This window comes from Bradyrhizobium zhengyangense (assembly GCF_022012435.1).
Classification (GTDB): Bacteria; Pseudomonadota; Alphaproteobacteria; order Rhizobiales; family Xanthobacteraceae; genus Bradyrhizobium; species Bradyrhizobium zhengyangense.
The window spans coordinates 174245-194472 of the sequence record NZ_JAKLUA010000007.1; the positions used below are offsets into that span (position 1 = coordinate 174245).

The window sequence follows — 20228 nt, forward strand, 5'->3', positions numbered from 1 at the left end:
GAGATGAACGTTGCGGAATTTGACTTGTTCCGCGCGTGCGCGCGATCAGCCGAGATCGGCGGCCGAGATCCAGAACACCTCGCCCTCGGAGTCCTCAGTGTCGAGCCAGAGCAGGGGCAGTTCCGAAAAGGCCTCGTCGACCAGTTCGCGGCCGCGGCCGATCTCGCAGATCAGGCCGCCATGCGGCGTCAAATGATCCGGTGCATCGCGCAGGATGCGGCGGACCACATCAAGACCGTCGGCGCCGCCGTCGAAGGCAAGTTTCGGCTCGGCCCGGCATTCCGGCGGCAACGCCGCCATGCCTTCCGCGTCGACATAGGGCGGGTTGGTGATGATCAGATCGTATTTGTTATCCCCGAGCGGCGCGAACAGATCGCCGCGATGGAGCGTGATGCGCTCATCGAGGCCATGATCGGCAACATTGCGCGCGGCGACTTCGAGCGCGCCCTTGGAGATATCGACCGCATCGACCACAGCATTCGGGAAATGATACGCAGCGAGGATCGCAAGGCATCCCGAGCCGGTGCAGAGATCGAGCACGCGCTCGACGGCGGTGGGATCGTCGATCAGCGAGCCCACCTCGCCGTCGCCGCCGAAATGCGAATCCAGGAGCTCGCCGATGAAGGAGCGCGGAACGATGACGCGCTCGTCGACATAGAAGGGCAGGCCGCGCATGTAGATCCTGTTGACGAGATAGGCGGCCGGTTTGCACGTCGTGACGCGCCGATGGATGAGATCGAGCAGGGTCTTGCCCTCCGCCGCGGTGACGCGCGCATGGGCAAAGCTCTCGAACTGGTCGGGATGCAGATGCAGGGCCTCGCAGACCAGGAAGGCAGCTTCGGCGACCGGATCGGTCGTGCCATGGGCGAAGGCCAGTTTCGCCTCATTGAAGCGGCTCACCCCATAGCGGACGAAATCGATCAGCGTAAGCAACTCGCCGCGGCCGACCTTCGCGAGTTTCGGCGCGGCGCGGCCGCGCGCGGGCGTCTTGGATGCTTTTGCCATCAGGATTTGGCCCAGCGTGCAGCGGCCTCGTCGTCACGGGCGTGGGCCTCGACCCAGCCGGTGCCGGTGGCGCTCTCTTCCTTCTTCCAGAACGGGGCGCTGGTCTTGAGATAATCCATCAAGAACTCGGCTGCCTCGAATGCCGCGCGGCGGTGCTGCGAGGCGGCGAGCACCAGCACGATGTTCTGGCCGGGCTCGAATCGCCCGACGCGATGAATGACCGTGACGCCGTTCAGCGGCCAACGCGAGATGGCCTCGTCGACGTGGCGCTTGATCTCTTCTTCCGCCATGCCGGGATAATGCTCGAGCGTGAGCGCTGCTATCTTCGAACTATCCTCATCGGCGCGGCAGATGCCGGAGAAGCTGACGACGGCGCCGATGTCGGTGCGGCTTTTGGTCAGGACCGCGATCTCGCGCGCAATGTCGAAATCGTCCTCCTGGATGCGGATCGCGATGGGGCAGGTGGCGACAGGGGAGCTCATGGCCTAGCCGCCGGTCATCGGCGGGAAGAACGCGATCTCGCGGGCGCCGGCGATGGCAGCGTCCGCCTTGACGTGGGCGTGGTCGATCGCGGTGCGGATCACCTTCGGCTTCTCGAAGGCATACGCATAGGCCTCGCTTCTCGCGGAGAGCCAGGCGATCAGCTCCTCGACGGTGCGCACGGTCGCGGGCGGCTCGATGATTTCCTCGGCCTTTCCGACGCGCTCGCGCACCCAGGCAAAATACTTCACCTTCATCCCTCATCCTCCTTGATGAGGTGGTGGATGCCGGCGCGGAAATAATCGTAGCCCGTGTACATCGTCAGGATCGCCGAGGCCCATAGCAGGACGAGGCCGATCAGCGAGACCACGGAGACGACCTCGTCACCCGCGGGACCGGCGAGCAGGAAACCGATGGCGACGAGCTGAACGGTGGTCTTCCACTTGGCGAGCTTGGTCACGGGCACGCTGACGCGCAGCGCCGCCAGATATTCGCGCAGGCCCGAGACCAGGATCTCGCGGCACAGGATCACGATGGCGGCCCACAGCGACCAGCCATGGATGATGCCGTCGGCGGCCAGCATGAGGAGGCAGGAGGCGACCAGCAGCTTGTCGGCGATCGGGTCGAGCATCCGGCCAAATGCCGATTGCTGATTCCAGATCCGGGCATAATAGCCGTCGAGATAATCCGTGACCGCGGCGCCGATGAAGATCGCGACCGCGACCCAGCGCAGCCACAACGGATAGTCCATGATCGATTGCGCATAGATGCATCCGACCACGACCGGGATCGCAGCGATCCGGCCATAGGTCAGGATGTTCGGGAGGGACATCGCGCGGCTGGTCGTCCCTCGTGTCGTGGCGATGTTCATCCGTCCTACCAATACCGCTCAAGCCTGAAGGTCAACCGTCCGTCCCCATTGGGGTACAGGATGCGACGACCATATGACTACAGCCCCTTTAGTTCACCCCGGCTGGGGATGGAAATAGTCGAATATCCTGCGGGCGCTCTCGGCGCTCACCCCAGGAACCTTGCCAAGATCGGCGATCGAGGCCCGTTCGATCTCCTTCAGGGTTCCGAAATGGTGCAGCAAGGCCCGTTTGCGTGACGGGCCGATGCCCGGAATCTCCTGCAAACCGGCCTCGCGGATGTCCTTCTTGCGCAGCTTGCGGTGCGAGCCGATGACGAAACGGTGGGCCTCGTCCCGCAGGCGCTGGATGAAATAGAGCACCGGGTCGCGCGGCTCCAGCTTGATCGCCTCGCGCTCCGGCATGAACAGGGTCTCGCGGCCGGCGTCACGGTCCGGACCCTTGGCGACCGACATCAGCGAGACCTGGGTCAGGCCGAGATTGGCAAATATCTCCCTGACGGCATTGAGCTGGCCACGGCCGCCGTCGATGATCACGAGATCGGGCCATTGCGGGAAATCATCGTCCTTGGCCTTGTTGCTGTCCTTGGTCGCACCCTCTTCGGGCGGGTTGATCAGGCGCTTGAAGCGGCGCTCCAGCACCTCGCGCATCATGGCGAAGTCGTCGCCCGGGGTGATCCCTTCCGACTTGATGTTGAACTTGCGGTACTGGTTCTTCACGAAACCATCCGGGCCGGCGACGATCATCGCGCCGACCGCGTTGGTACCCTGGATGTGGCTGTTGTCGTAGACCTCGATGCGCTTGGGCGCATGCGGCAGGTTCAGCGTCGCAGCCATGGCGTCGAGCAGGCGGCTCTGGGTTGCAGTATCGGCGAGCTTGCGGCCGAGCGCCTCGCGCGCATTAGTCAGCGCGTGGGTGACGAGCTCCTTCTTCTCGCCGCGCTTGGGCGCGATGACCTCGACCTTGTGGCCGGCCTTGATCGACAGCGCGTTGGCGAGCAGGTCGCTCTCTTCGATCTCGTGCGAGAGCAGGATGGTCTTCGGCGGCGGCTTGTCGTCGTAGAACTGGGCGAGGAAGGACCCGAGCACCTCCTCAGGCGTATAGGTCTTCTCGGCGCGCGGAAAATAAGCGCGGTTGCCCCAGTTCTGCCCGGTGCGGAAGAAGAACACTTCGACGCAGGAGAAGCCGCCCTCCTGGTGGATGGCGAACACGTCGGCTTCCTCGACCGTGCGCGGATTGATGCCCTGCTGCGACTGGATCGCCGATAGCGCAGCGAGGCGGTCGCGATAGAGCGCCGCGCTCTCGAACTCGAGCTCGCCTGAGGCTTTCTCCATCTCCGCGGCAAGCTCCTGCTTCACGGCATGGCTCTTGCCGGAGAGGAAGTCGGTGGCTTCGCGCACCAGCGTCGCATAGCCGCCGAAATCGATCTCGCGGGTGCAGGGGCCGGCACAGCGGCGGATCTGGTAGAGCAGGCAGGGCCGGGTGCGGCTCTCGAAGAACGAGTCCGTGCAGGAGCGGATCAGGAACGCGCGCTGAAGTGCGGTGATGGTGCGGTTGACTGCACCGGCGGAGGCGAACGGGCCGAAATAGCGCCCGGGGCGGGTCTGCGCGCCGCGATGCTTGAGAATTTGCGGAGCCCAATGGTCGCCGGTGATCAGGATATAGGGAAACGATTTGTCGTCGCGCAGCTGCACGTTGAAGCGCGGCCGCAGCTGCTTGATCAGATTGGCTTCCAGCAGCAGCGCCTCGGTCTCGGTCGTGGTCGAGACGATCTCCACGGTCACCGTGGCCGCGATCATGCGCAGGATGCGCGCCGGCAGCGGCGCGCTCTGGCGCGCATAGTTTGAGAGGCGCTTTTTGACGTTCTTGGCCTTGCCGACATAGAGCACGTCGGCGTTCGCACTGAGCATGCGATAGACGCCGGGCGAGGTGGGTGCCAGCCGGACGGCGCGCTCGATCGCCTCGTGACCTGACGCCAGCGGCTCTTCGCCGATCGCGCCGCTTTCCTCGAGAATGTCGGGCAGCCGCGCATCGTCCTCATCGTCGCCACCGCTGGTGGCGGGATCGAGGTCCGGCGGCGCCGTCTCCTGGGGTGGGGCGTCGGTCGCGGCTTGCCGCGATTTGCGCGCGCGTGCGTCGCCCGGCTTGTCGGAGGAATCGTGAACCATGGTGCGAATTTAGGCGCTGGGAGGGCCGATTTGAAGTTCCGGCCGTACCGCACGCACAGGATGGCGCGTGCAGTCCCCGGTAACGCTTCCTTAAGTCTGTTAACAGCGCGGTAACGGGTCTTAACAGCCCTTTAACTTAAAACTCTCGATAAATCTTACGCGATAAAGTGGTGGTTCCGTAACCAAGCGGTTTGGCCTGGCGCGGCGGTGCGGGCATCGCACCGGTTACGGCAGTTGCGTTGGAGTGTGGAATGAAGAGGCTCGTTGTAGGCGCAGCCGCGTTGGTTGCAGCCGCCTGGACGGCTTCGGCAGGGGCCGCCGATCTCAATTACGGGCAGCGTGCGCCCTATACGGTCAATCAGCCGCTCAATGCCTATAGCTGGGCCGGCCCGTATATCGGCGCCAATCTCGGCTACGAATGGGGCTCGGTGAGCAACAATCCCGCAAAGCCCTCCGGCTTCGTCGGCGGCGCGCAGGCGGGCTACAATTTCCAGAACGGCCCGTGGGTGTTCGGCGTCGAGGGCGACATCCAGGCCGCGGGTGCCGATGACACCTTTGCGCCGTGGAAGTTTTCCAATCCCTGGTTCGGCACGCTGCGCGGCCGCGCCGGCTATGCCTTCAGCAACGTTCTGGTCTACGGCACCGCCGGCCTCTCCTTCGGTGAGCTGCGCGCGCAGACTTTCGGCTGGACGGAGTCGCACACGACGGCGGGCTGGACCGCCGGCGTCGGCGCGGAAGTCGGCCTTGCGCCGAACTGGAGCGCGAAGCTCGAATATCTCTACATCGACCTATCGTCGAGTCAGTTCGCGATTACAGGCGTCTCAAATGGCTATAGCGCCAGCGTTGTGCGCGCAGGCGTGAATTATCACTTCTGATAGCGAAATAAGAAAATACCGGACTGAAGCCTCCCGGCCGCTCGCGGCCGGGACTTTTTTTGCGTCAGGTTTTTTTGGGGCAGGTCCGCTACGATAGGATCACGAGATTGACCGCCTTCGGCCCCTTCCCCTTCTTGTCCGGTTCGACTTCGAACGTGATACGCTGTCCTTCGGCAAGGTCCTTCAGTCCCGCCCGCTCCACTGCTGTGATGTGAACGAAGACATCGCGACCGCCATCGTCCGGCTTGATGAAGCCATAGCCGCGCTCGCCGTTGAAGAACTTGACCGTTCCCGTATTGGCCATCGGGAAACTCCCCCTCATTGCTCCTCCGTCGCAACGCAGACGCGCGCCGCGACATGACCGGGCGTTACGAAGCCCGGGAGAGCTGGCCATCCTTAGGCGGACCCATCGGTCCGACCGGGATCTTTCTTAGGCCTTCACTCCGCCGCAACCATTCGCGGAAGCGGAACGTAAAGCCAGTCACGGAAACAGCATAATACGGTTCTTTGCAGATTGACTACCGCTCCTGCATATTTTTCCCAAGAATGCCGGAGTGTTACGGGCGCGGTATCTCCAATCGGAATCTGGCAGCCCCACCTTGGCCGAGCGGCATTTCCAGCTCGGGCAGGATCGTCTTGAGCTCGCCTTGCAGCGTGTAGGGCGGATTGACGATCAGAAGTCCGGCCGAGGTGAGGGCCGCACCATCAAGCTGCGGCGCGACGCTGAATTCGAGGCGAAGACATTTTCCCGGAGTCTTTGCTGCCGCTGCGGTGCGTGCCACGAGCTGCGCCAGCGCGTCGGTGGCGCGCCTGGATTTGGCAGGGTACCAGATTACATAGATACCGGTCGGCCATTTCGCGAAGGCGGTGGAGAAGGCCTCGCCCAGACTTTCGAACTCGTCTTTCGCCTCGAAGGGCGGGTCGATCAGCACGAGTCCGCGCCGCTCCTTCGGCGGCACGAAAGCCGGCAGCGCCATCCAGCCGTCGAGATCGACCACGCGCGCCTGTTCGTCGCGCCGCAGCACATCGATCAGCGCCTTGCGCGCCTTCGGCTCCAGCTCGCAGGCCACGAGCCGGTCCTGCGGCCGCATCAGGCCACGGGCGATCAGGGGCGAGCCCGGATAAGCCTTGAGCTCGCCCTTCGGATTGAAGGCGCGCACGATGTCCAGATAGGGCTTGGTCAGCGCCACTGTCTCGTTTGAGAGGCGCGCCTGCAGCAGTCGCGCGATCCCGGTCAGCCACTCGCCGCTGCGGCGCGCCTCGTCGCTGTCGAGATCATAGAGGCCAGCACCCGCATGGGTGTCGATGACCCGGAAGGCGGCCGGCTTGTCCTGCAAATAAGTGAGGATGCGCGCCAGCACGATGTGCTTGATGACATCGGCGAAGTTGCCGGCGTGAAAGGCGTGGCGGTAGTTCATGAGATTAGGACTACGTTGTTCTGGCGCGATCCTAACCCCTTGTCATTGCGAGCGCAGCGAAGCAATCCAGAATCCAACCGCGGCGGCAGTCTGGATTGCTTCGCGGAGCCTGTCATCGGACCGCGCTACACGCGGACCCGGTGGCTCGCGATGACGGAACTAACCGCCCCTGATTGGCGGCATGGTCACCTGGTCGCGGCGACAGCTGTGGCGTTCGAGCTCCTCGCAGGCGCGGAATTGCAGGTCCTTGCTGAGGCAGATGCGAACCTCGGAGAGCCTCGTCCGGTTGCAGGTGACCGAGACGGCTGCGTTGCTCAGGCCCGGATTGGCCTTGATGAAGGCTTCTTCGACCTCGCCAGGCGCGACGGTCTTGGCCTGCGACAGGTCAAGATATTCGACCGGAATCTTGATCACGGCGCGGGCTTTGCGGATCGTCTCGAAATAGTTGCGGCCGTCGAGCCCGGAGCAGGTGCCATGCTTGTCCCACTCGTTGAAGATCAGGCCTGGCGCCGGCATCAAATCCAGCATCGAGGAGACGATGTTACGGTTCAGCCGCGGTGACGGCCGCTGGCAATATTCCGGAAAGCCGCTCTCATATTGCGGCCACAGCCCGTGCACCACAAAGGAATAGGGCCGTCCCTCGCACTGGATGTTCGAACGCCCGCCACTGCGACCGCGCTCGGCCGCTTCCTCGCAGAACGACGGCGACCACGACAATGATAGCACATAGAAGTCGAATTCGCCGGGCGCGTTCTGCCGCTTGTCCTGCGCGTTGGCGCCGCCGCCCAGCGAGATCAGCCCGGCAAAGGTCAGCGAGATCACGAGACGGGAGATCGATTGCAATCTAAAATGAAACATGGAGACGCCTCTCAACTAGACTGTGCAATCAGCCTAGCAGCCATCAAGAACATTTCAAGAACAAATTTCGAGCGACCGACGCGCAGGTCGCTGGATCGGCCCGAATCAGGCGCTTCGACTCAGGGCTTTGCGGCGCGGCAGGACGGATTGTAGGCCCAGTTGCGGTCGAGCCCGACCACGCACCATTCGACGCCCTGGCCGTAGCCGGCAAAGCCGCCATCCTCGATGATCGAGAAGTGCACCCGGCGCATCTTGCCGTCAGTGAGCATGGCCTCGCCGGTGCAGTAGCGGCGCGGAATGTTGTCCGATGCCCAGGGGCGGAAGGCGGTCTCGTGAACGTTTGCGAAGCCCGTGATCTGCAGCGGCGAATTCCAGAACGAGCTTTCCTTCTCCCAGAACTGGGTCGAGATCGTCGGCAGTGCCTTGTCGCATTCGGCGACATTGCCGTCGTAACGCGGCCCGCTCAGCCAGAAGTTCAGCTCCAGCGGATTGGCCGCCTTGGCCTGACCGAGCGACAGCGCCCCGAACACGAGGCCGAGAACGGCGGCAAAGCGGAGCGATTTCGGGGAGGGGGCGCGCATGGGCAATCCAGACAGCATGATCTGTGAGGACCGGACGGTGCCGCGAAGGGCGGGGGAGGTCAAGTGCAGCGCGGCAACACTTGGCCAGGAGTTGATCACAACGTCGCTGCCGACAGGCCTTCCGTTCTTTTCACCGCTGCGCGGGCACCGTAAACTGTTGCCAACCAATCGGAGTGACGGGAATGCGAATCATTGCGGCCGCGGGCCTTCTTGCCAGCCTGGTTTTTGTCTCGGGTATGATGGCGAGCCAGTCGGCGCGCGCCGACCTCCTGCCGGTGCCGCCGTTCAAGGGCAACGACACCGGCGGCATCATCGCCTATTCGATGGCGACGCAGGTCGATGCGCGCCAGGTCGCGGTCGATCACTGCGCGCGCTACGGCAAGGTGGTGAAATTCCTCGCGGTGCAGGCCTATGAGGGCGGCTACATCTCATTCTCCTGCCGCTGGGTGCCCTATGGCGCCGCCGACCGGCCGATCCGCACGCTCTATTGAGGCATTTCGGAACGCCGACAAGGTCACGCCAAAGAAAAAGCTAGGCCATTTCAGCCCGGGAGTCTCTCGCATGACGCGCAAGCTCGCTTTGCTCGGATCAGCCGTTTGCCTCGCGGTGTCGGCGAGTGGCGCCTTTGCCGACGATCTGCCGGTGCGCAAGGCCGGTCTCTGGGAAATGAAGATGGTCAGATCAGGCTCTGCGATGCCGGAGATGACCATGCAGCATTGCACCGATGAGGCCGTCGACAAGGAGATGAACAACAACGTCTCGCCGATGGCCAAGCAGGTCTGCTCCAAGCAGGACATCAAGAAGACGGCCACCGGCTATGTCAGCGATTCCGAATGCAGCGTCGCCGGCATGTCCACGACCTCGCATGCCGAGATCACCGGGGATTTCAATTCGGCCTACACCGTGAAGACTTCGTCGCATGCCCAGGGCGGCGTCGCCGGTACTGCCGGGCGCGACACCACCATGACGCTGGAAGCGAAATGGCTCGGCGCCTGCAAGCCCGACCAGAAGCCCGGCGACATCGTGATGCCCGGCGGCTTCAAGATGAACGTGCGCGACGTCGACAAGTTGAAGGCGCTGCTGCCGAAGTGAGTTCGCTTCACCCTCTCCCACAAGGGGGGAAGGAAAGGAACCCTCCTACACCGGTATTCTCACGCTCGCGCGTAACCCACCCATCGGACTGTCACCCAGCGTGATGTCGCCGCCATGGGAGCGGGCAATGTCGCGGGCGATCGCGAGCCCGAGGCCCGTGCCGCCTTCGTCCTGGTTGCGGGCGTTGTCCAGGCGGAGGAATGGCTTGAACACTTCTTCGCGCAAATGGGTGGGAATGCCGGGGCCGTCGTCGTCGACCGTGACGGTCAGATAGCGATGATCGCGCTGGCCGGAAATGGCGATGGCCTTGCCGTAGCGCGCGGCATTGGTGACGAGGTTGGCGAGGCATCGCTTGAACGAGGCCGGCTTCACCGTCACCACGGGCAGCCCAGTGAATGTCACGGTCGCGGTGTGACCGTGGCGTTCGGCGTCGCTGCGCAATTCCTCGAGCGCCTGCGCCATGTCGGTCGGTTGCGACTGCTCGCCGGAATCGCCGCGGGCAAAGGCGAGGTAATCCTCCAGCATCATCGACATCTCGTCGACGTCCCTGCGCATGCCCTCGAGTTCGGGACTGTCGCCGATCAGCTCCAGTTCGAGCTTGAAGCGGGTCAGGATCGTGCGCAGATCGTGGCTGACGCCGGCGAGCATCGCTGTGCGCTGCTCCATCGCGCGTTCGATGCGCGACTTCATCTCGAGGAAGGCGCCCGCCGCGCGTCGCACCTCGCGCGCGCCGCGCGGCCTGAAGTTCGGCGCCTCGCGGCCCTTGCCGAAACTTTCCGCGGCGTCCGCAAGCCGCAGGATCGGCTTGATCTGGTTGCGCAGGAACAGCACTGACACGATCAGCAGGATCGAGGACGTGCCGACCATCCAGAACAGGAAGATCTCCGAGTTCGAGGCATAGGCCGCGCTGCGCTGTGCGAACACGCGCATCACGGCATCGTCGAGCTGGATGCGGATCTCGACGAGGTTGGAACGGCCGACCGTGTCGATCCAGAACGAGCGTCCGATCTTTTGGCCGAGTTGCACCGACAACGTTTGGTCGAGCAGCGAGAAGAACGGCTTGGGTCCCGGTGGCGGCATGTCGCCGGGGGGCAGGAAATCGACCACCAATTGCAACCGCTGCCCGATGCTCTTGAGCTGCGCGCGGTCCTTGTCCTGCGGATAGCTCTTGTAAACGTCGATCAGCGCGGCGATGTCCTGCACCACTGCGGCCGACAGCCGCCGTGTCACCGTGTTCCAGTGCCGCTCCATGAACACGAAGGCGACCACGGTCTGCAGGATCACCATCGGTACGATCATGATCAGCAATGCGCGCGCATAGAGGCCGGTCGGCATCCAGCCCTTGAACGCGTTGCCCATCCAGCCATTGGCGGCAGAGACGCGCCCGGCGGCGCTTCGGAGTAGCGTCAGGCCGGTGTCGATCGTGCTCATCTCGCGCGCTTCACTTGACTATGGCGAGGCGACCAGCCGGTAGCCGATGCCGCGCACCGCTTGCAGGAACAGTGGATTGGCGGGATCGGTCTCGATCTTGCGCCTGAGGCGGTTGATCTGCACGTCAACGGCGCGCTCGTTGACGCTGCCATTGCCCGTGAGCGCGCTGCGCGGCACGGTCTCGCCTGGCGTCTCCGAGAGAATGCGCAGCATCTCGCGCTCGCGGTCGGTAAGATGGATGACCTCCTCGCCCTGGCGCAACTCGCCGCGATCCAGGTGATAGACGTACGTGCCGAACGCGATCTTCTCCACCGCCGCGGCCTGGACCGGCGGCGCGGCGCGCTTGAGGATGTTGTTGATGCGCAGCGCCAGCTCGCGCGGCTCGAACGGCTTTGCGACATAATCGTCAGCGCCGATCTGCAAGCCCTCGATGCGGGCCTCGGCTTCGTGCCGCGCCGTCAGCATCAAAATCGGCACCGAGGACGATGTGCGGATGAACCGGGCGAGATCGAAGCCGGTTTCGCCGGGCATCATCACGTCCAGGATCAGCAGGTCGAAATGCAGTCCGAGCAGTTTGGCGCGGGCATCGCCCGCGCTGGCGGCGGTGGTGACGCGATAACCCTCGGCCGCGAGAAAGCGCGAGAGGAGATCGCGGATGCGGCGATCGTCGTCGACCAGCAGCAGGTGCGGGGCATCGTCGGCCGGTTGCGCCGGCGGGCGGGCGAGCGTAGCAGCAAGCGGCACGGTCACTCCTTTGACTCTTGATTGGCGGCGAAGATCGTCTCCAGCACCTTGTCCGGATCGTCGCGGTCGATCATCGCGCGCAGGAAGCGCTTGACGGTCTCGGCATCATCAGGCGCCATCTCGGCGAGCGCCTTGGTGATCCGCGTGGTCTGGAGGCCGGCGAGCTTCTGCACCAGCGCCTCGCCCTTGGGCGTGGCGTAGAGCAGGCGCTGGCGGCGGTCGTTGTCGCCGGTCTTCTGCACGATGTAGCCCTCGTCCAGCAGCTGCTTGAGCACCCGGCCGAGCGACTGTTTTGTGATGCGCAGGACGTCGAGCAGGTCGGCGACCTTCAGTCCTGGATAGCGATAGACGAAGTGCATGACCCGGTGATGAGCCCGGCCGAAGCCGAAAGCCTCCAGCTCCTGGTCGGGATCGCCGACGAAATCGCGATAGGCGAAGAACAGCAGCTCGATGATATCCCAGCGCAAATTGCCTCCTTCACCTGCCGCCGGCCGTGGCTCGGCAACGTCTTGAGAGGGAGTCGCGAAATTTATGTCAGGCATATTGACGTATCTTGGGTTCAATGTTACAAAACCATCAGCCCGCACGAAATTTTAAATCGTTTCGCATCGGGTGGCATTCCTAACAGCGGCCGGAGAGAAGCCGGACAGGCGACGACGGCCGGAACAGATCTACCGTGCGATTGTCGAGCGGCATTTCGGCAAAACATACTGGACTTCCGCCTTCCGCAAAAGCATGTCCTCGAAGGACATGCTGGCCACGGAAACCGGCCGTAACAAGGCTGGCGGTGGTTCGGCCAGAAACCACATCAAGCCAGCCGGGCCCGAACAGGGGCGGCCGGCGCCAGAACAGCGCCGCCACCGGCAGCGGGAGGCAAGGACATGAGCATGAAATTCGACATCCAGCCCGCATCCAATCCGACACCCGAGAAGGACCGGGTCGCCAAGCTGGTGGACCCCGGCTTCGGACGTGTCTTCACCGATCACATGGCTGTGGTCCGCTACAACCAGGCCAAGGGTGGCTGGTACGAGGCGAAGGTCGAGGCGCGCGCGAACTTCCAGATCGATCCGGCGGGCGCGGTGCTGCACTACGCCCAGGAAATTTTCGAAGGTCTGAAGGCCTACAAGCGCGACGACGGCGGCGTGAACCTGTTCCGCCCCGACGCCAATGCGCGCCGCTTCAAGGATTCGGCCGACCGCATGGCGATGGCGCAATTGCCGGAAGACGTCTTCATCGAGGCGGTCGAGCAGGTCGTGCGCATCGATCGCGCCTGGATGCCGGGCGGCGAGGGCAGCCTTTATCTGCGGCCCTTCATGATCGCGAGCGAGACCTTCCTCGGCGTCAAGCCATCCTCCGAATACATCTTTGCGGTGATCGCTTCGCCCGTCGGCTCCTATTTCAAGGGCGGGCCCGCGCCGGTTTCGATCTGGGTCTCGGAGAATTACACCCGCGCCGCGGTCGGCGGCACCGGCGCCGTCAAGTGCGGCGGTAATTATGCGGCGAGCCTGCGCGCGCAGGCCGAAGCGATCCAGCATGGCTGTGATCAGGTCGTGTTCCTCGATGCGGTCGAGCGCCGCTACATCGAGGAGCTCGGCGGCATGAATGTGTTCTTCGTGTTCGACGACGGCTCGCTCTCGACGCCGCCGCTCGGCACCATCCTGCCCGGCATCACCCGCGACTCCATCATCGCGCTCGCCCGTGATGCCGGAAAGACGGTCCGCGAGGAGCCGTATTCGCTGGAGCAATGGCGCAAGGATGCGGCTAGCGGAAAGCTGAAGGAAGCGTTCGCCTGCGGCACCGCGGCCGTGATCTCGCCGATCGGCAAGGTGCGCTCGGTCAGCGGCGATTTCGAGATCTCGGGCGGCGCCGCCGGTCCCGTCGCGATGGGCCTGCGCAAGCAGCTCGTCGATATCCAGTACGGTCGCACCAACGATCCGCACAACTGGATCCGCAAGGTGTTTTGAGCCTTCATCTCTCACTCCCTCGCCCCGCTCTTGCAGGGAGAGGGTGGGGTGAGGGGCTCTCACCACGAGTTCGAGAGATCTGAGTCCGCGGAGACTCCCCCCCTCACCCGGTCGCTTCGCGACCGACCTCTCCCCGCAAGCGGGGCGAGGTGAAGAACACTCCGGTTGCCGCATCGCGCGTCGGCTGGTAAACGCCCGCATGGCCGAAAAACCCAAAAAACCCCAGAAACTGAAGGCGCGGCTGCCGCGCGGGCTCGAGGATCGCGACCCTGCCGCGATCCGGGCGACGCGCGAGATGGTCGAGAAGATCCGCGCCGTCTACGAGCTCTACGGCTTCGAGCCGGTGGAGACGCCGGCGATGGAGTACACCGACGCGCTCGGCAAGTTCCTGCCCGATCAGGATCGCCCGAATGAAGGCGTGTTCTCGTTCCAGGACGATGACGAGCAGTGGATTTCGCTCCGCTACGACCTGACCGCGCCGCTGGCGCGCTATGTCGGCGAGCGCTACGGCACCGACGGTCTGGTCCTGCCGTACCGCAGCTACCGCGTCGGCTACGTCTTCCGCAACGAGAAGCCCGGCCCGGGCCGCTTCCGTCAGTTCATGCAGTTTGACGCCGATACGGTCGGCTCGGCAACGCCCGCGGCGGATGCCGAGATCTGCATGATGGCAGCGGACACGATGGAAGCGCTCGGCGTTGCGCGCGGCCAGTATGTGGTGAAGGTCAACAACCGCAAGGTCCTCGACGGCGTTCTCGAAGCCATCGGGCTGGCGGGTGAGGAGAATGCGGCGCGCCGCCTGACCGTGCTGCGCGCGATCGACAAGCTCGACAAATTTTCCGCTGACGAAGTGCGCAAGCTGCTCGGTCCCGGACGATGGGATGGTGGCGAAGAAGGCAAGGGCGACTTCACTAAGGGCGCCAATCTCAGCGCGGCGGAGGCTGACGTCGTTCTCGCTATCACCAAGCCGCGCGAGGATTGGAAAGAAGCCATCGCTGCGGCGGAAACCTACCTGGCCAAGAGCGAGACCGGTCAAGCCGGCGTCAGCGAGCTGGAAGAGATTGCCAAGCTTGTCACAGCGTCCGGCTACGGCGCGGATCGGATCAAGATCGATCCGTCCGTCGTGCGCGGCCTCGAATATTACACCGGCCCCGTATACGAAGTCGAACTTCTGCTCGATACCAAGGACGAGAAGGGTCGGCCCGTGCGCTTCGGCTCCGTCGGTGGCGGTGGTCGTTATGACGGTCTCGTCTCCCGCTTCCGCGGCGAGCCGGTGCCGGCGACCGGTTTCTCGATTGGCGTGTCGCGGCTGCAGGCCGCGCTGACGTTGCTCGGCAAGCTCGACACGCGGCCCGAAGTCGGGCCCGTCGTCGTCACCGTGTTCGACCGAGATCGCGTCGCCGACTACCAGAAGATGGTCGCAAGCTTGCGCTCCGCCGGCATCCGCGCCGAGCTCTATCTCGGCAATCCCAAGAACATGGGCAACCAGCTCAAATATGCCGATCGCCGCAACTCACCTTGCGTGATCATCCAGGGCTCGGATGAAAAGGCGCGCGGCGAGCTCCAGATCAAGGATCTCGTCGAGGGCGCGAAAGCGGCCGCCGCGATCGCCTCCAACCAGGAATGGCGCGAGACGCGGCCAGCGCAGTTCTCCTGTAGCGAGGCCGATCTCGTTTCAAGAGTGCGCGAGGTCCTCGCGCGCCATGACGTGAGCTGGGGCTAGCCATTCGCGAACGCCGACATGCCCGGGCTTGTCCCGGGCATGTCAGTCCTGTTTGATGCGCACCTTCAGAACGACCGGGGTGTGCCTGGTCATCGCGACAGCAGGGAGAAGATAATGCCTGAGATTACCGTCAGCATGGCCGAAGGCCGCACCGACGAGCAGAAGGCCGGCATGATGCGCGACATCACGCAGGCACTGGTGAAGAATCTCGGCGTCGACGCCGATGCCGTCGTCATCCAGATCAACGAAGCCCCGCTCCGCCACAAGATGAAGGGCGGCAAGACGTTCGTGGAACGCGCAGCCGCGGCGAAGAAGTAAGCTGGCGCTAGCACGGCATTCACCGCCGTCGTCCCGGCGAAAGCCGGGACCCATAGCCGCAGGGAGTGGTTGTGGGGGCGCTGGTAACTCCGAGTCTTAGCAAAACTAATGCTGCGGCTATGGGTCCCGGATCGGCGCTTCGCTTGTCCGGGACGACACCGTGTGTGAGGCACGATGGACGCACGCGATTTCATCCAGATCGGCATGAGCGCCGAGCGTACGCTGGTGGTGCCGGCCGAGCGCACGGTCGGGCATTTCGTGCCCGGCATGCCGATGGTCTATGCGACCCCGATGATGATCCTGGAAATGGAGATGACGTCGGGCGATGCGATCCGCTCAGCGCTCCAGCCGGGCTGGGTCACTGTCGGTACCGAGGTCGACATCCGCCATCTCGCGGCCGCCCTCGTCGGCGCGACGGTGCGGACGACGGCGAAAGTGATCGCAGTCGAGCGCCGCGTGATCCGTTTCGAGGTCGAAGCGTTCGAAGGCGCGCGCAAGCTCGGCGAAGGCCGCCATGCGCGCGGGCTCGTCAACGTCGAGATGTTCAACAAGCGGCTCGGGGCTTAGCCAAGGGCGCGATGCTGTAGTGCCGTAGGGTGGGCAAAGCGAAGCGTGCCCACGATCTTTATCCACCACAAAGGAATGGTGGGCACGGCGCTTTGCGCCTTTGCCCACCCTACCGCACCTGCTTACTTCGCGAGCTCCTTCGATCGCTTTGTCGCGGCCGCGATGGCGCGGATCATCAGATCGCGCAAGCCGGGCTCGCCCATCAGCACGCCGAGGGCGGCAGCCGTGGTGCCGCCGGGCGAGGTGACGTTCTGGCGCAGCGTCGCGGAGGGAAGATCCGACTGGTGCAGCAGCTCGCCGGAGCCGGCGACCGTCTCGCGCGCGAGCTTGGTCGCCAGCGCTTCCGGCAATCCCGCCTCCACGCCGGCCCGCGCAAGCTCTTCGGCGAGCAGGAATACATAAGCGGGCCCGGAGCCGGAGACGGCGGTCACCGCATCCATCAGGCTTTCATCTTCGACCCACTCGACCGAGCCGGTGGCGCGCAGCAATGCATCGGCGACCGCGCGCTGTGCGGCGCTGACGTTCTTTGCAGCGACCGCGACCGTGATGCCGCGGCCGATCGCGGCCGGTGTGTTCGGCATCGCGCGCACCACGGCGCCGCCGCAAACCTCTTCGAGCGCGGCGATCGTGGTTCCCGCCATGATCGAGACCACCGACGTCTTGTCCGAGACGAATGATTTCAGCTTCGCGCCTGCCTCGCGAAACATCTGCGGCTTCACGGCGACGACCATCGTATCAACAAAGCCTGCTGCCTTCGCATCTGGATTGAGCGCAACGCCCTTGGCGGCGAGCGCGGTGATCTCAGGCGAGAGATGCGGTTCGACCACGGCGATGCGGCCCGGATCGAGCCCGCCCGCCAGCCATCCGGTCAGCATCGCGCCGCCCATCTTGCCGGCGCCGGCGAGCAGGATGGTGCCGGTGATATTTTGGAGAGTGCTGTTTGCCACTGTAGTCACCCAAACAAAAGGTGTCGTCCCGGCCTAGTGCGCGATTGCGCACGGGGGGCCGGGACCCATAACCACAGGGGGTTCTAGTGGACGAAGGCGTTGGCAACAAGCCGCGTGCCACAAGATGAATCACGCAGTATGGATCCCGGCCTTCGCCGGGACGATGCGAGGGAGCTGCGGCCCCCCACTTCTTGAGACCTACGCCTCGCCCACCGTATCGAACATCGCCGCGTCCATCGCCTGCGCTGTGGTCTTGCCCGCCCACACCACGAACTGGAACGCCGGGAAGTAGCGCTCGCAGGCGTGGATCGCGCCGGCGAGCATGGCTTCGCATTGCGCGGTCGAGGCGGTGAGGCCACCCGGCAGCACCAGGGCCTGACGGTGCATGATCATGCCGGTGTTGGTCCAGAGATCGAAATGGCCGATCCACAATTGCTCGTTGACCGCAGCAACGAGCTTCTGCACCTCGCCCCGTCGCGCGGCAGGAATCTTCATGTCGAAAGCGCAGGCCAGATGCAGTGCCTCGATTTCACCCATCCAGGTGAAGGAGATCTGGTAGTCAGTCCATTGCCCCTTCGAGACAATGGTCAGCTCGTCCTCGCCGGAGCGTTCGAACGGCCAGTTGTTGCTGGCAGCGATATCCTCGACCACCGCAAGCGGGTGATTTCGGGAATCGATGGTACCTTCGAGCAGGGACATGCCGTCTCGACCTCTTGCCTTCTTGTTGTCTTTGATACGCACGCGGTTGGTCCGGCGCGCGCTTCCTCAATTTCGCTTAAGGCGATCCCCGGGAGTCGCTGTTGCGATCCCGGGACCAGCGCGGGCTTGTCGCGGATCAACTGATGTGATTTGCGGAATCTGCGCAACTGGGTCGCGAGTCCGTCCACAAGCCATGACTCGTTCGTCCACAGCTCATCTCGGCCACAATTGTTAACGATTGAGAACAAACCGGAATCCAATCGTTAATTCCACTGCGCGAGGGCCGCACCGCCCTGGCGGCATGGGACCATGCGGTTTTTGCTGCGGAACTCGCTTGCTTGCGGCCCCGGACTGGCGGCATATTTCCGCTCAGGTCGCTCAATCCCGGGCGGCCGATGTTCTCAGGGCGGGGTGAAAGTCCCCACCGGCGGTAAGGGCCGAAAGGCCTGAGCCCGCGAGCGCCTTCCCCAAGGTCTTTGACTGACGGGAAGGGTCAGCAGATTCGGTGCAACTCCGAAGCCGACGGTTAAAGTCCGGATGAAAGAGAACGGTCGGTGGCAGACGCATCGCAAGGTGCGGCTGTTTGTCGTTCCGTGTGCCCTGATTCTGGTCCCTTGAAGGAAAGCCATGAATCAGATGTTGCAAGATCCCCAGACCGATACTTCCCAGACACAGCCGCCGGTTCCGCAAGGCCCCGCGACCGAGCATCCGCGTTTTGCAAAACCGCAGCGGGTGGCCTTCGTGCAGGCCTGCTGGCACCGCGACGTCGTCGCGGAAGCCCGCATCGCCTTCATGAAAGAAGCCGAGGCACGCCATCTCACCCATGTCGACGTGTTCGAGGTGCCGGGCTCGTTCGAGATCCCGTTGCATGCGCAGGTCCTCGCCAAGACGCGGCGCTACACCGCGATCGTTGCGGCAGGCCTGGTCGTTGACGGTGGCATCTATCGCCACGAATTCGTCGCCGACACCGTGATCAAGGCGCTGATGGACGTGCAGCTCCGCACCGAGGTCCCGGTGTTCTCGGCCGTGCTGACGCCCCAGCAATTCCACGAGACCGAAGTGCACTACGATTTCTTCCGCAGGCACTTTGCGATCAAGGGCGTCGAGGTCGCGGCCGCCTGTGCGGAGACGCTGCTCGGCCTCGAGCGCCTGCGCGGCCAGGTCGCGGCGGGAATTGTGTAAAGGTCCGCTCACACGCCGCTGATTGTCAATCCCGTCGCCGTCCCTATAAAGTCGGCGGCGGGAGGAGGCCGTGCCGTGGAGACGGGCGGCCGGCAAGATCATGTTCGAAGGACACGATCCCTTTCTCGTCGCGCTGTCAGTGGCGATCGCGAGTCTGGGTGGCTATACCGGCTTTGCGCTTGCTGCTCGCATCCGCAACACGCCCGGCGTCAGCAACCGCGTCCTGCTCGCGGGGGCGGCCGCGTTTCTGGCGGTCGGTATCTGGACCATGCATTTCGTCGGCATGCTGGCCGCACCACTGCCGCCAGATACGGTCTATCTCGTCCTTCCCACCATCATCTCGTTCCTGATCTGCGCGCTGGTGGTCGGCATCTCGCTCTTCTTTGTTTCGATCGGCGAGCCCACGCTGAAACGCGTGGCGTCGTCTGCCGTGCTGCTCGGCGTCGGCATCGCCAGCATGCATTACGTCGGCATTCATGGGTTGGCTGGCTCGTTCGGCATCGTGCATGACCCCTCGATGGTGCTGCTCTCGGTCGTGGTTGCCATCGTCACCGCCTATGGCGGCCTGCGCGCCTTCCTGGCGCAGCAGGAAGGCGTTCGGCTGATCGTTAGCTCCATTGCTTTCGGCATTGCCGTCTCCGGCATGCATTACACTGCGATGCTGGGCATGCATTTCGAGCCGCTGACCGATGCGGCGCATCACCATGGCGGCGGTCTTGCCGCGTCGCAGCAAATCCTGTCGATCGTCGTTGCGGTGCTGTGCTTCGTCATCGCAGCAGGCTTCCTGCTATCGCTCGTTCCGGACTCGCGGCGGCAGGCGCCCGTCGCTGCGGAGCCGTCCGCTGTCGCGCCTGTTAGCGCCGAGCCGCTTCTGGCCGCAAGCGCATCGCCACGCCCGATGGCGCCGCTCGGCGGTCTCGGTCAGCCGCCGCGCGCGCCGGTTCCCCGACTGCCGGTCGAGAGTGCCGACGGCACGCACTTCATCGACACCGCGAGCGTCCGCAGCGTCCGGGCGGATGCGCATTACACACGCGTCCATGACGGCACGCGGGAGCGGATGTGCCCGTGGTCGATCTCGGAGGCCGAGGCGCAGCTTGATCCCTCGCTGTTCCTGCGGGTGCACCGCAGCCATATCGTCGCCATTCCCCATGTCGCCCTGGTCCGGAAAGAGGGCGATGGCGCCGTGCTCGAGCTCGACGGCCCGTCGCCGCATCGGGTGCCCGTGAGCCGGGCCAAGATCGCCGAGGTGAAGGCCCGGCTCGGGCTGGCGAGCCGGCGGCAGGTGTAGCGCCGTCATACGTCGCCCAAGC

At 64.3% G+C, this 20228-nt stretch carries 23 protein-coding genes and 1 riboswitch; of the genes, 9 read left to right on the forward strand and 14 right to left on the reverse strand.

Translation table 11 applies throughout. The features are described 5' to 3' along the window. Positions 1-45: 45 nt before the first annotated feature. The 5 genes from prmB to uvrC form a co-directional block, all read right to left on the reverse strand. Complete coding sequence (gene prmB / locus L6637_RS22380) at positions 46-1005, reverse strand: 50S ribosomal protein L3 N(5)-glutamine methyltransferase (RefSeq protein ID WP_237864495.1); 960 nt, start codon at positions 1003-1005, stop codon at positions 46-48. Continuing rightward, positions 1005-1487 carry a molybdenum cofactor biosynthesis protein MoaE gene (locus L6637_RS22385; RefSeq protein WP_237864494.1) on the reverse strand — a complete coding sequence of 161 codons (483 nt, stop codon included), beginning with the start codon at positions 1485-1487 and terminating at the stop codon, positions 1005-1007. The genes prmB and L6637_RS22385 overlap by 1 nt, the downstream gene beginning before the upstream one ends. 3 nt (positions 1488-1490) lie before the next feature. Continuing rightward, positions 1491-1742 (reverse strand): molybdopterin converting factor subunit 1, encoded by a 252-nt coding sequence (gene moaD, locus L6637_RS22390; protein WP_237864493.1) that lies wholly within the window; start codon positions 1740-1742, stop codon positions 1491-1493. Beyond that, a complete protein-coding gene (gene pgsA, locus L6637_RS22395) occupies positions 1739-2356 on the reverse strand; it encodes a CDP-diacylglycerol--glycerol-3-phosphate 3-phosphatidyltransferase (RefSeq protein ID WP_212236107.1) in 618 nt (205 codons plus the stop codon). Before pgsA ends, moaD begins: the two co-directional genes overlap by 4 nt. 93 nt (positions 2357-2449) lie before the next feature. Next, entirely contained in the window at positions 2450-4522 is a 2073-nt protein-coding gene (gene uvrC / locus L6637_RS22400) for an excinuclease ABC subunit UvrC (RefSeq protein WP_237864492.1), read from the reverse strand. A 251-nt stretch (positions 4523-4773) separates the two neighbouring features. Here uvrC and L6637_RS22405 point away from each other — a divergent pair, with 251 nt between their 5' ends. Next, the gene (locus L6637_RS22405; RefSeq protein WP_237864491.1) at positions 4774-5397 is read left to right on the forward strand and encodes an outer membrane protein; all 624 of its coding nucleotides are present in this window, start codon (positions 4774-4776) and stop codon (positions 5395-5397) included. Between the two features lie 88 nt (positions 5398-5485). On the opposite strand, the gene L6637_RS22410 is transcribed toward L6637_RS22405, so the two are convergent. The 4 genes from L6637_RS22410 to L6637_RS22425 all read right to left on the reverse strand — a co-directional run bounded on the left by L6637_RS22410 (position 5486) and on the right by L6637_RS22425 (position 8254). Further along, a complete protein-coding gene (locus L6637_RS22410; RefSeq protein WP_027534220.1) occupies positions 5486-5701 on the reverse strand; it encodes a cold-shock protein in 216 nt (71 codons plus the stop codon). A 253-nt stretch (positions 5702-5954) separates the two neighbouring features. Next, the gene (locus L6637_RS22415; protein ID WP_237864490.1) at positions 5955-6815 is read right to left on the reverse strand and encodes a 23S rRNA (adenine(2030)-N(6))-methyltransferase RlmJ; all 861 of its coding nucleotides are present in this window, start codon (positions 6813-6815) and stop codon (positions 5955-5957) included. Between the two features lie 159 nt (positions 6816-6974). Further along, positions 6975-7673: a ribonuclease T2 family protein gene (locus L6637_RS22420; protein WP_237864489.1), complete on the reverse strand. Its 699-nt coding sequence runs from the start codon at positions 7671-7673 to the stop codon at positions 6975-6977. 119 nt (positions 7674-7792) lie between these two features. Beyond that, entirely contained in the window at positions 7793-8254 is a 462-nt protein-coding gene (locus tag L6637_RS22425; RefSeq protein WP_237864488.1) for a hypothetical protein, read from the reverse strand. A gap of 182 nt (positions 8255-8436) precedes the next feature. Between L6637_RS22425 and L6637_RS22430 the strand changes: the two genes are divergently transcribed. Both L6637_RS22430 and L6637_RS22435 read left to right on the forward strand, forming a co-directional pair. After that, positions 8437-8745 (forward strand): hypothetical protein, encoded by a 309-nt coding sequence (locus L6637_RS22430; protein WP_237864487.1) that lies wholly within the window; start codon positions 8437-8439, stop codon positions 8743-8745. Positions 8746-8815: 70 nt separating this feature from the next. Further along, positions 8816-9346 carry a DUF3617 domain-containing protein gene (locus tag L6637_RS22435; RefSeq protein ID WP_237864486.1) on the forward strand — a complete coding sequence of 177 codons (531 nt, stop codon included), beginning with the start codon at positions 8816-8818 and terminating at the stop codon, positions 9344-9346. A gap of 45 nt (positions 9347-9391) precedes the next feature. Here L6637_RS22435 and L6637_RS22440 read toward each other — a convergent pair whose 3' ends face one another. From L6637_RS22440 to L6637_RS22450, 3 genes are read right to left on the reverse strand one after another with little or no spacing between them, the layout of a single operon-like run. Continuing rightward, entirely contained in the window at positions 9392-10777 is a 1386-nt protein-coding gene (locus L6637_RS22440; RefSeq protein ID WP_237871984.1) for an ATP-binding protein, read from the reverse strand. Between the two features lie 18 nt (positions 10778-10795). Then, complete coding sequence (locus tag L6637_RS22445; RefSeq protein ID WP_237864484.1) at positions 10796-11527, reverse strand: response regulator transcription factor; 732 nt, start codon at positions 11525-11527, stop codon at positions 10796-10798. Then, the gene (locus L6637_RS22450; protein WP_237864483.1) at positions 11524-12063 is read right to left on the reverse strand and encodes a MarR family winged helix-turn-helix transcriptional regulator; all 540 of its coding nucleotides are present in this window, start codon (positions 12061-12063) and stop codon (positions 11524-11526) included. The genes L6637_RS22445 and L6637_RS22450 overlap by 4 nt, the downstream gene beginning before the upstream one ends. Positions 12064-12402: 339 nt before the next feature. Here L6637_RS22450 and L6637_RS22455 point away from each other — a divergent pair, with 339 nt between their 5' ends. The 4 genes from L6637_RS22455 (at position 12403) to L6637_RS22470 (ending at position 16090) form a co-directional block, all read left to right on the forward strand. Continuing rightward, a complete protein-coding gene (locus tag L6637_RS22455) occupies positions 12403-13485 on the forward strand; it encodes a branched-chain amino acid aminotransferase (RefSeq protein ID WP_237864482.1) in 1083 nt (360 codons plus the stop codon). Between the two features lie 199 nt (positions 13486-13684). Beyond that, on the forward strand, positions 13685-15205 hold the full coding sequence (hisS, locus tag L6637_RS22460) for a histidine--tRNA ligase (protein ID WP_237864481.1): 1521 nt from the start codon (positions 13685-13687) through the stop codon (positions 15203-15205). A gap of 114 nt (positions 15206-15319) precedes the next feature. Then, complete coding sequence (locus L6637_RS22465) at positions 15320-15523, forward strand: tautomerase family protein (protein WP_008144861.1); 204 nt, start codon at positions 15320-15322, stop codon at positions 15521-15523. A gap of 174 nt (positions 15524-15697) precedes the next feature. Then, positions 15698-16090 (forward strand): thioesterase family protein, encoded by a 393-nt coding sequence (locus L6637_RS22470; protein WP_237864480.1) that lies wholly within the window; start codon positions 15698-15700, stop codon positions 16088-16090. Positions 16091-16212: 122 nt separating this feature from the next. Here L6637_RS22470 and proC read toward each other — a convergent pair whose 3' ends face one another. After that, positions 16213-17037 carry a pyrroline-5-carboxylate reductase gene (proC, locus tag L6637_RS22475; RefSeq protein ID WP_237864479.1) on the reverse strand — a complete coding sequence of 275 codons (825 nt, stop codon included), beginning with the start codon at positions 17035-17037 and terminating at the stop codon, positions 16213-16215. A 198-nt stretch (positions 17038-17235) separates the two neighbouring features. Further along, positions 17236-17736 (reverse strand): type III secretion system chaperone family protein, encoded by a 501-nt coding sequence (locus L6637_RS22480; protein WP_220006469.1) that lies wholly within the window; start codon positions 17734-17736, stop codon positions 17236-17238. Between the two features lie 393 nt (positions 17737-18129). Next, positions 18130-18289, forward strand: a riboswitch (FMN riboswitch). Between the two features lie 74 nt (positions 18290-18363). Here L6637_RS22480 and L6637_RS22485 point away from each other — a divergent pair. Both L6637_RS22485 and L6637_RS22490 read left to right on the forward strand, forming a co-directional pair. Beyond that, positions 18364-18918 carry a 6,7-dimethyl-8-ribityllumazine synthase gene (locus L6637_RS22485; RefSeq protein ID WP_237864478.1) on the forward strand — a complete coding sequence of 185 codons (555 nt, stop codon included), beginning with the start codon at positions 18364-18366 and terminating at the stop codon, positions 18916-18918. 100 nt (positions 18919-19018) lie between these two features. Further along, positions 19019-20206: an MHYT domain-containing protein gene (locus tag L6637_RS22490; protein ID WP_237864661.1), complete on the forward strand. Its 1188-nt coding sequence runs from the start codon at positions 19019-19021 to the stop codon at positions 20204-20206. The last annotated feature ends 22 nt before the right edge of the window (positions 20207-20228 follow it).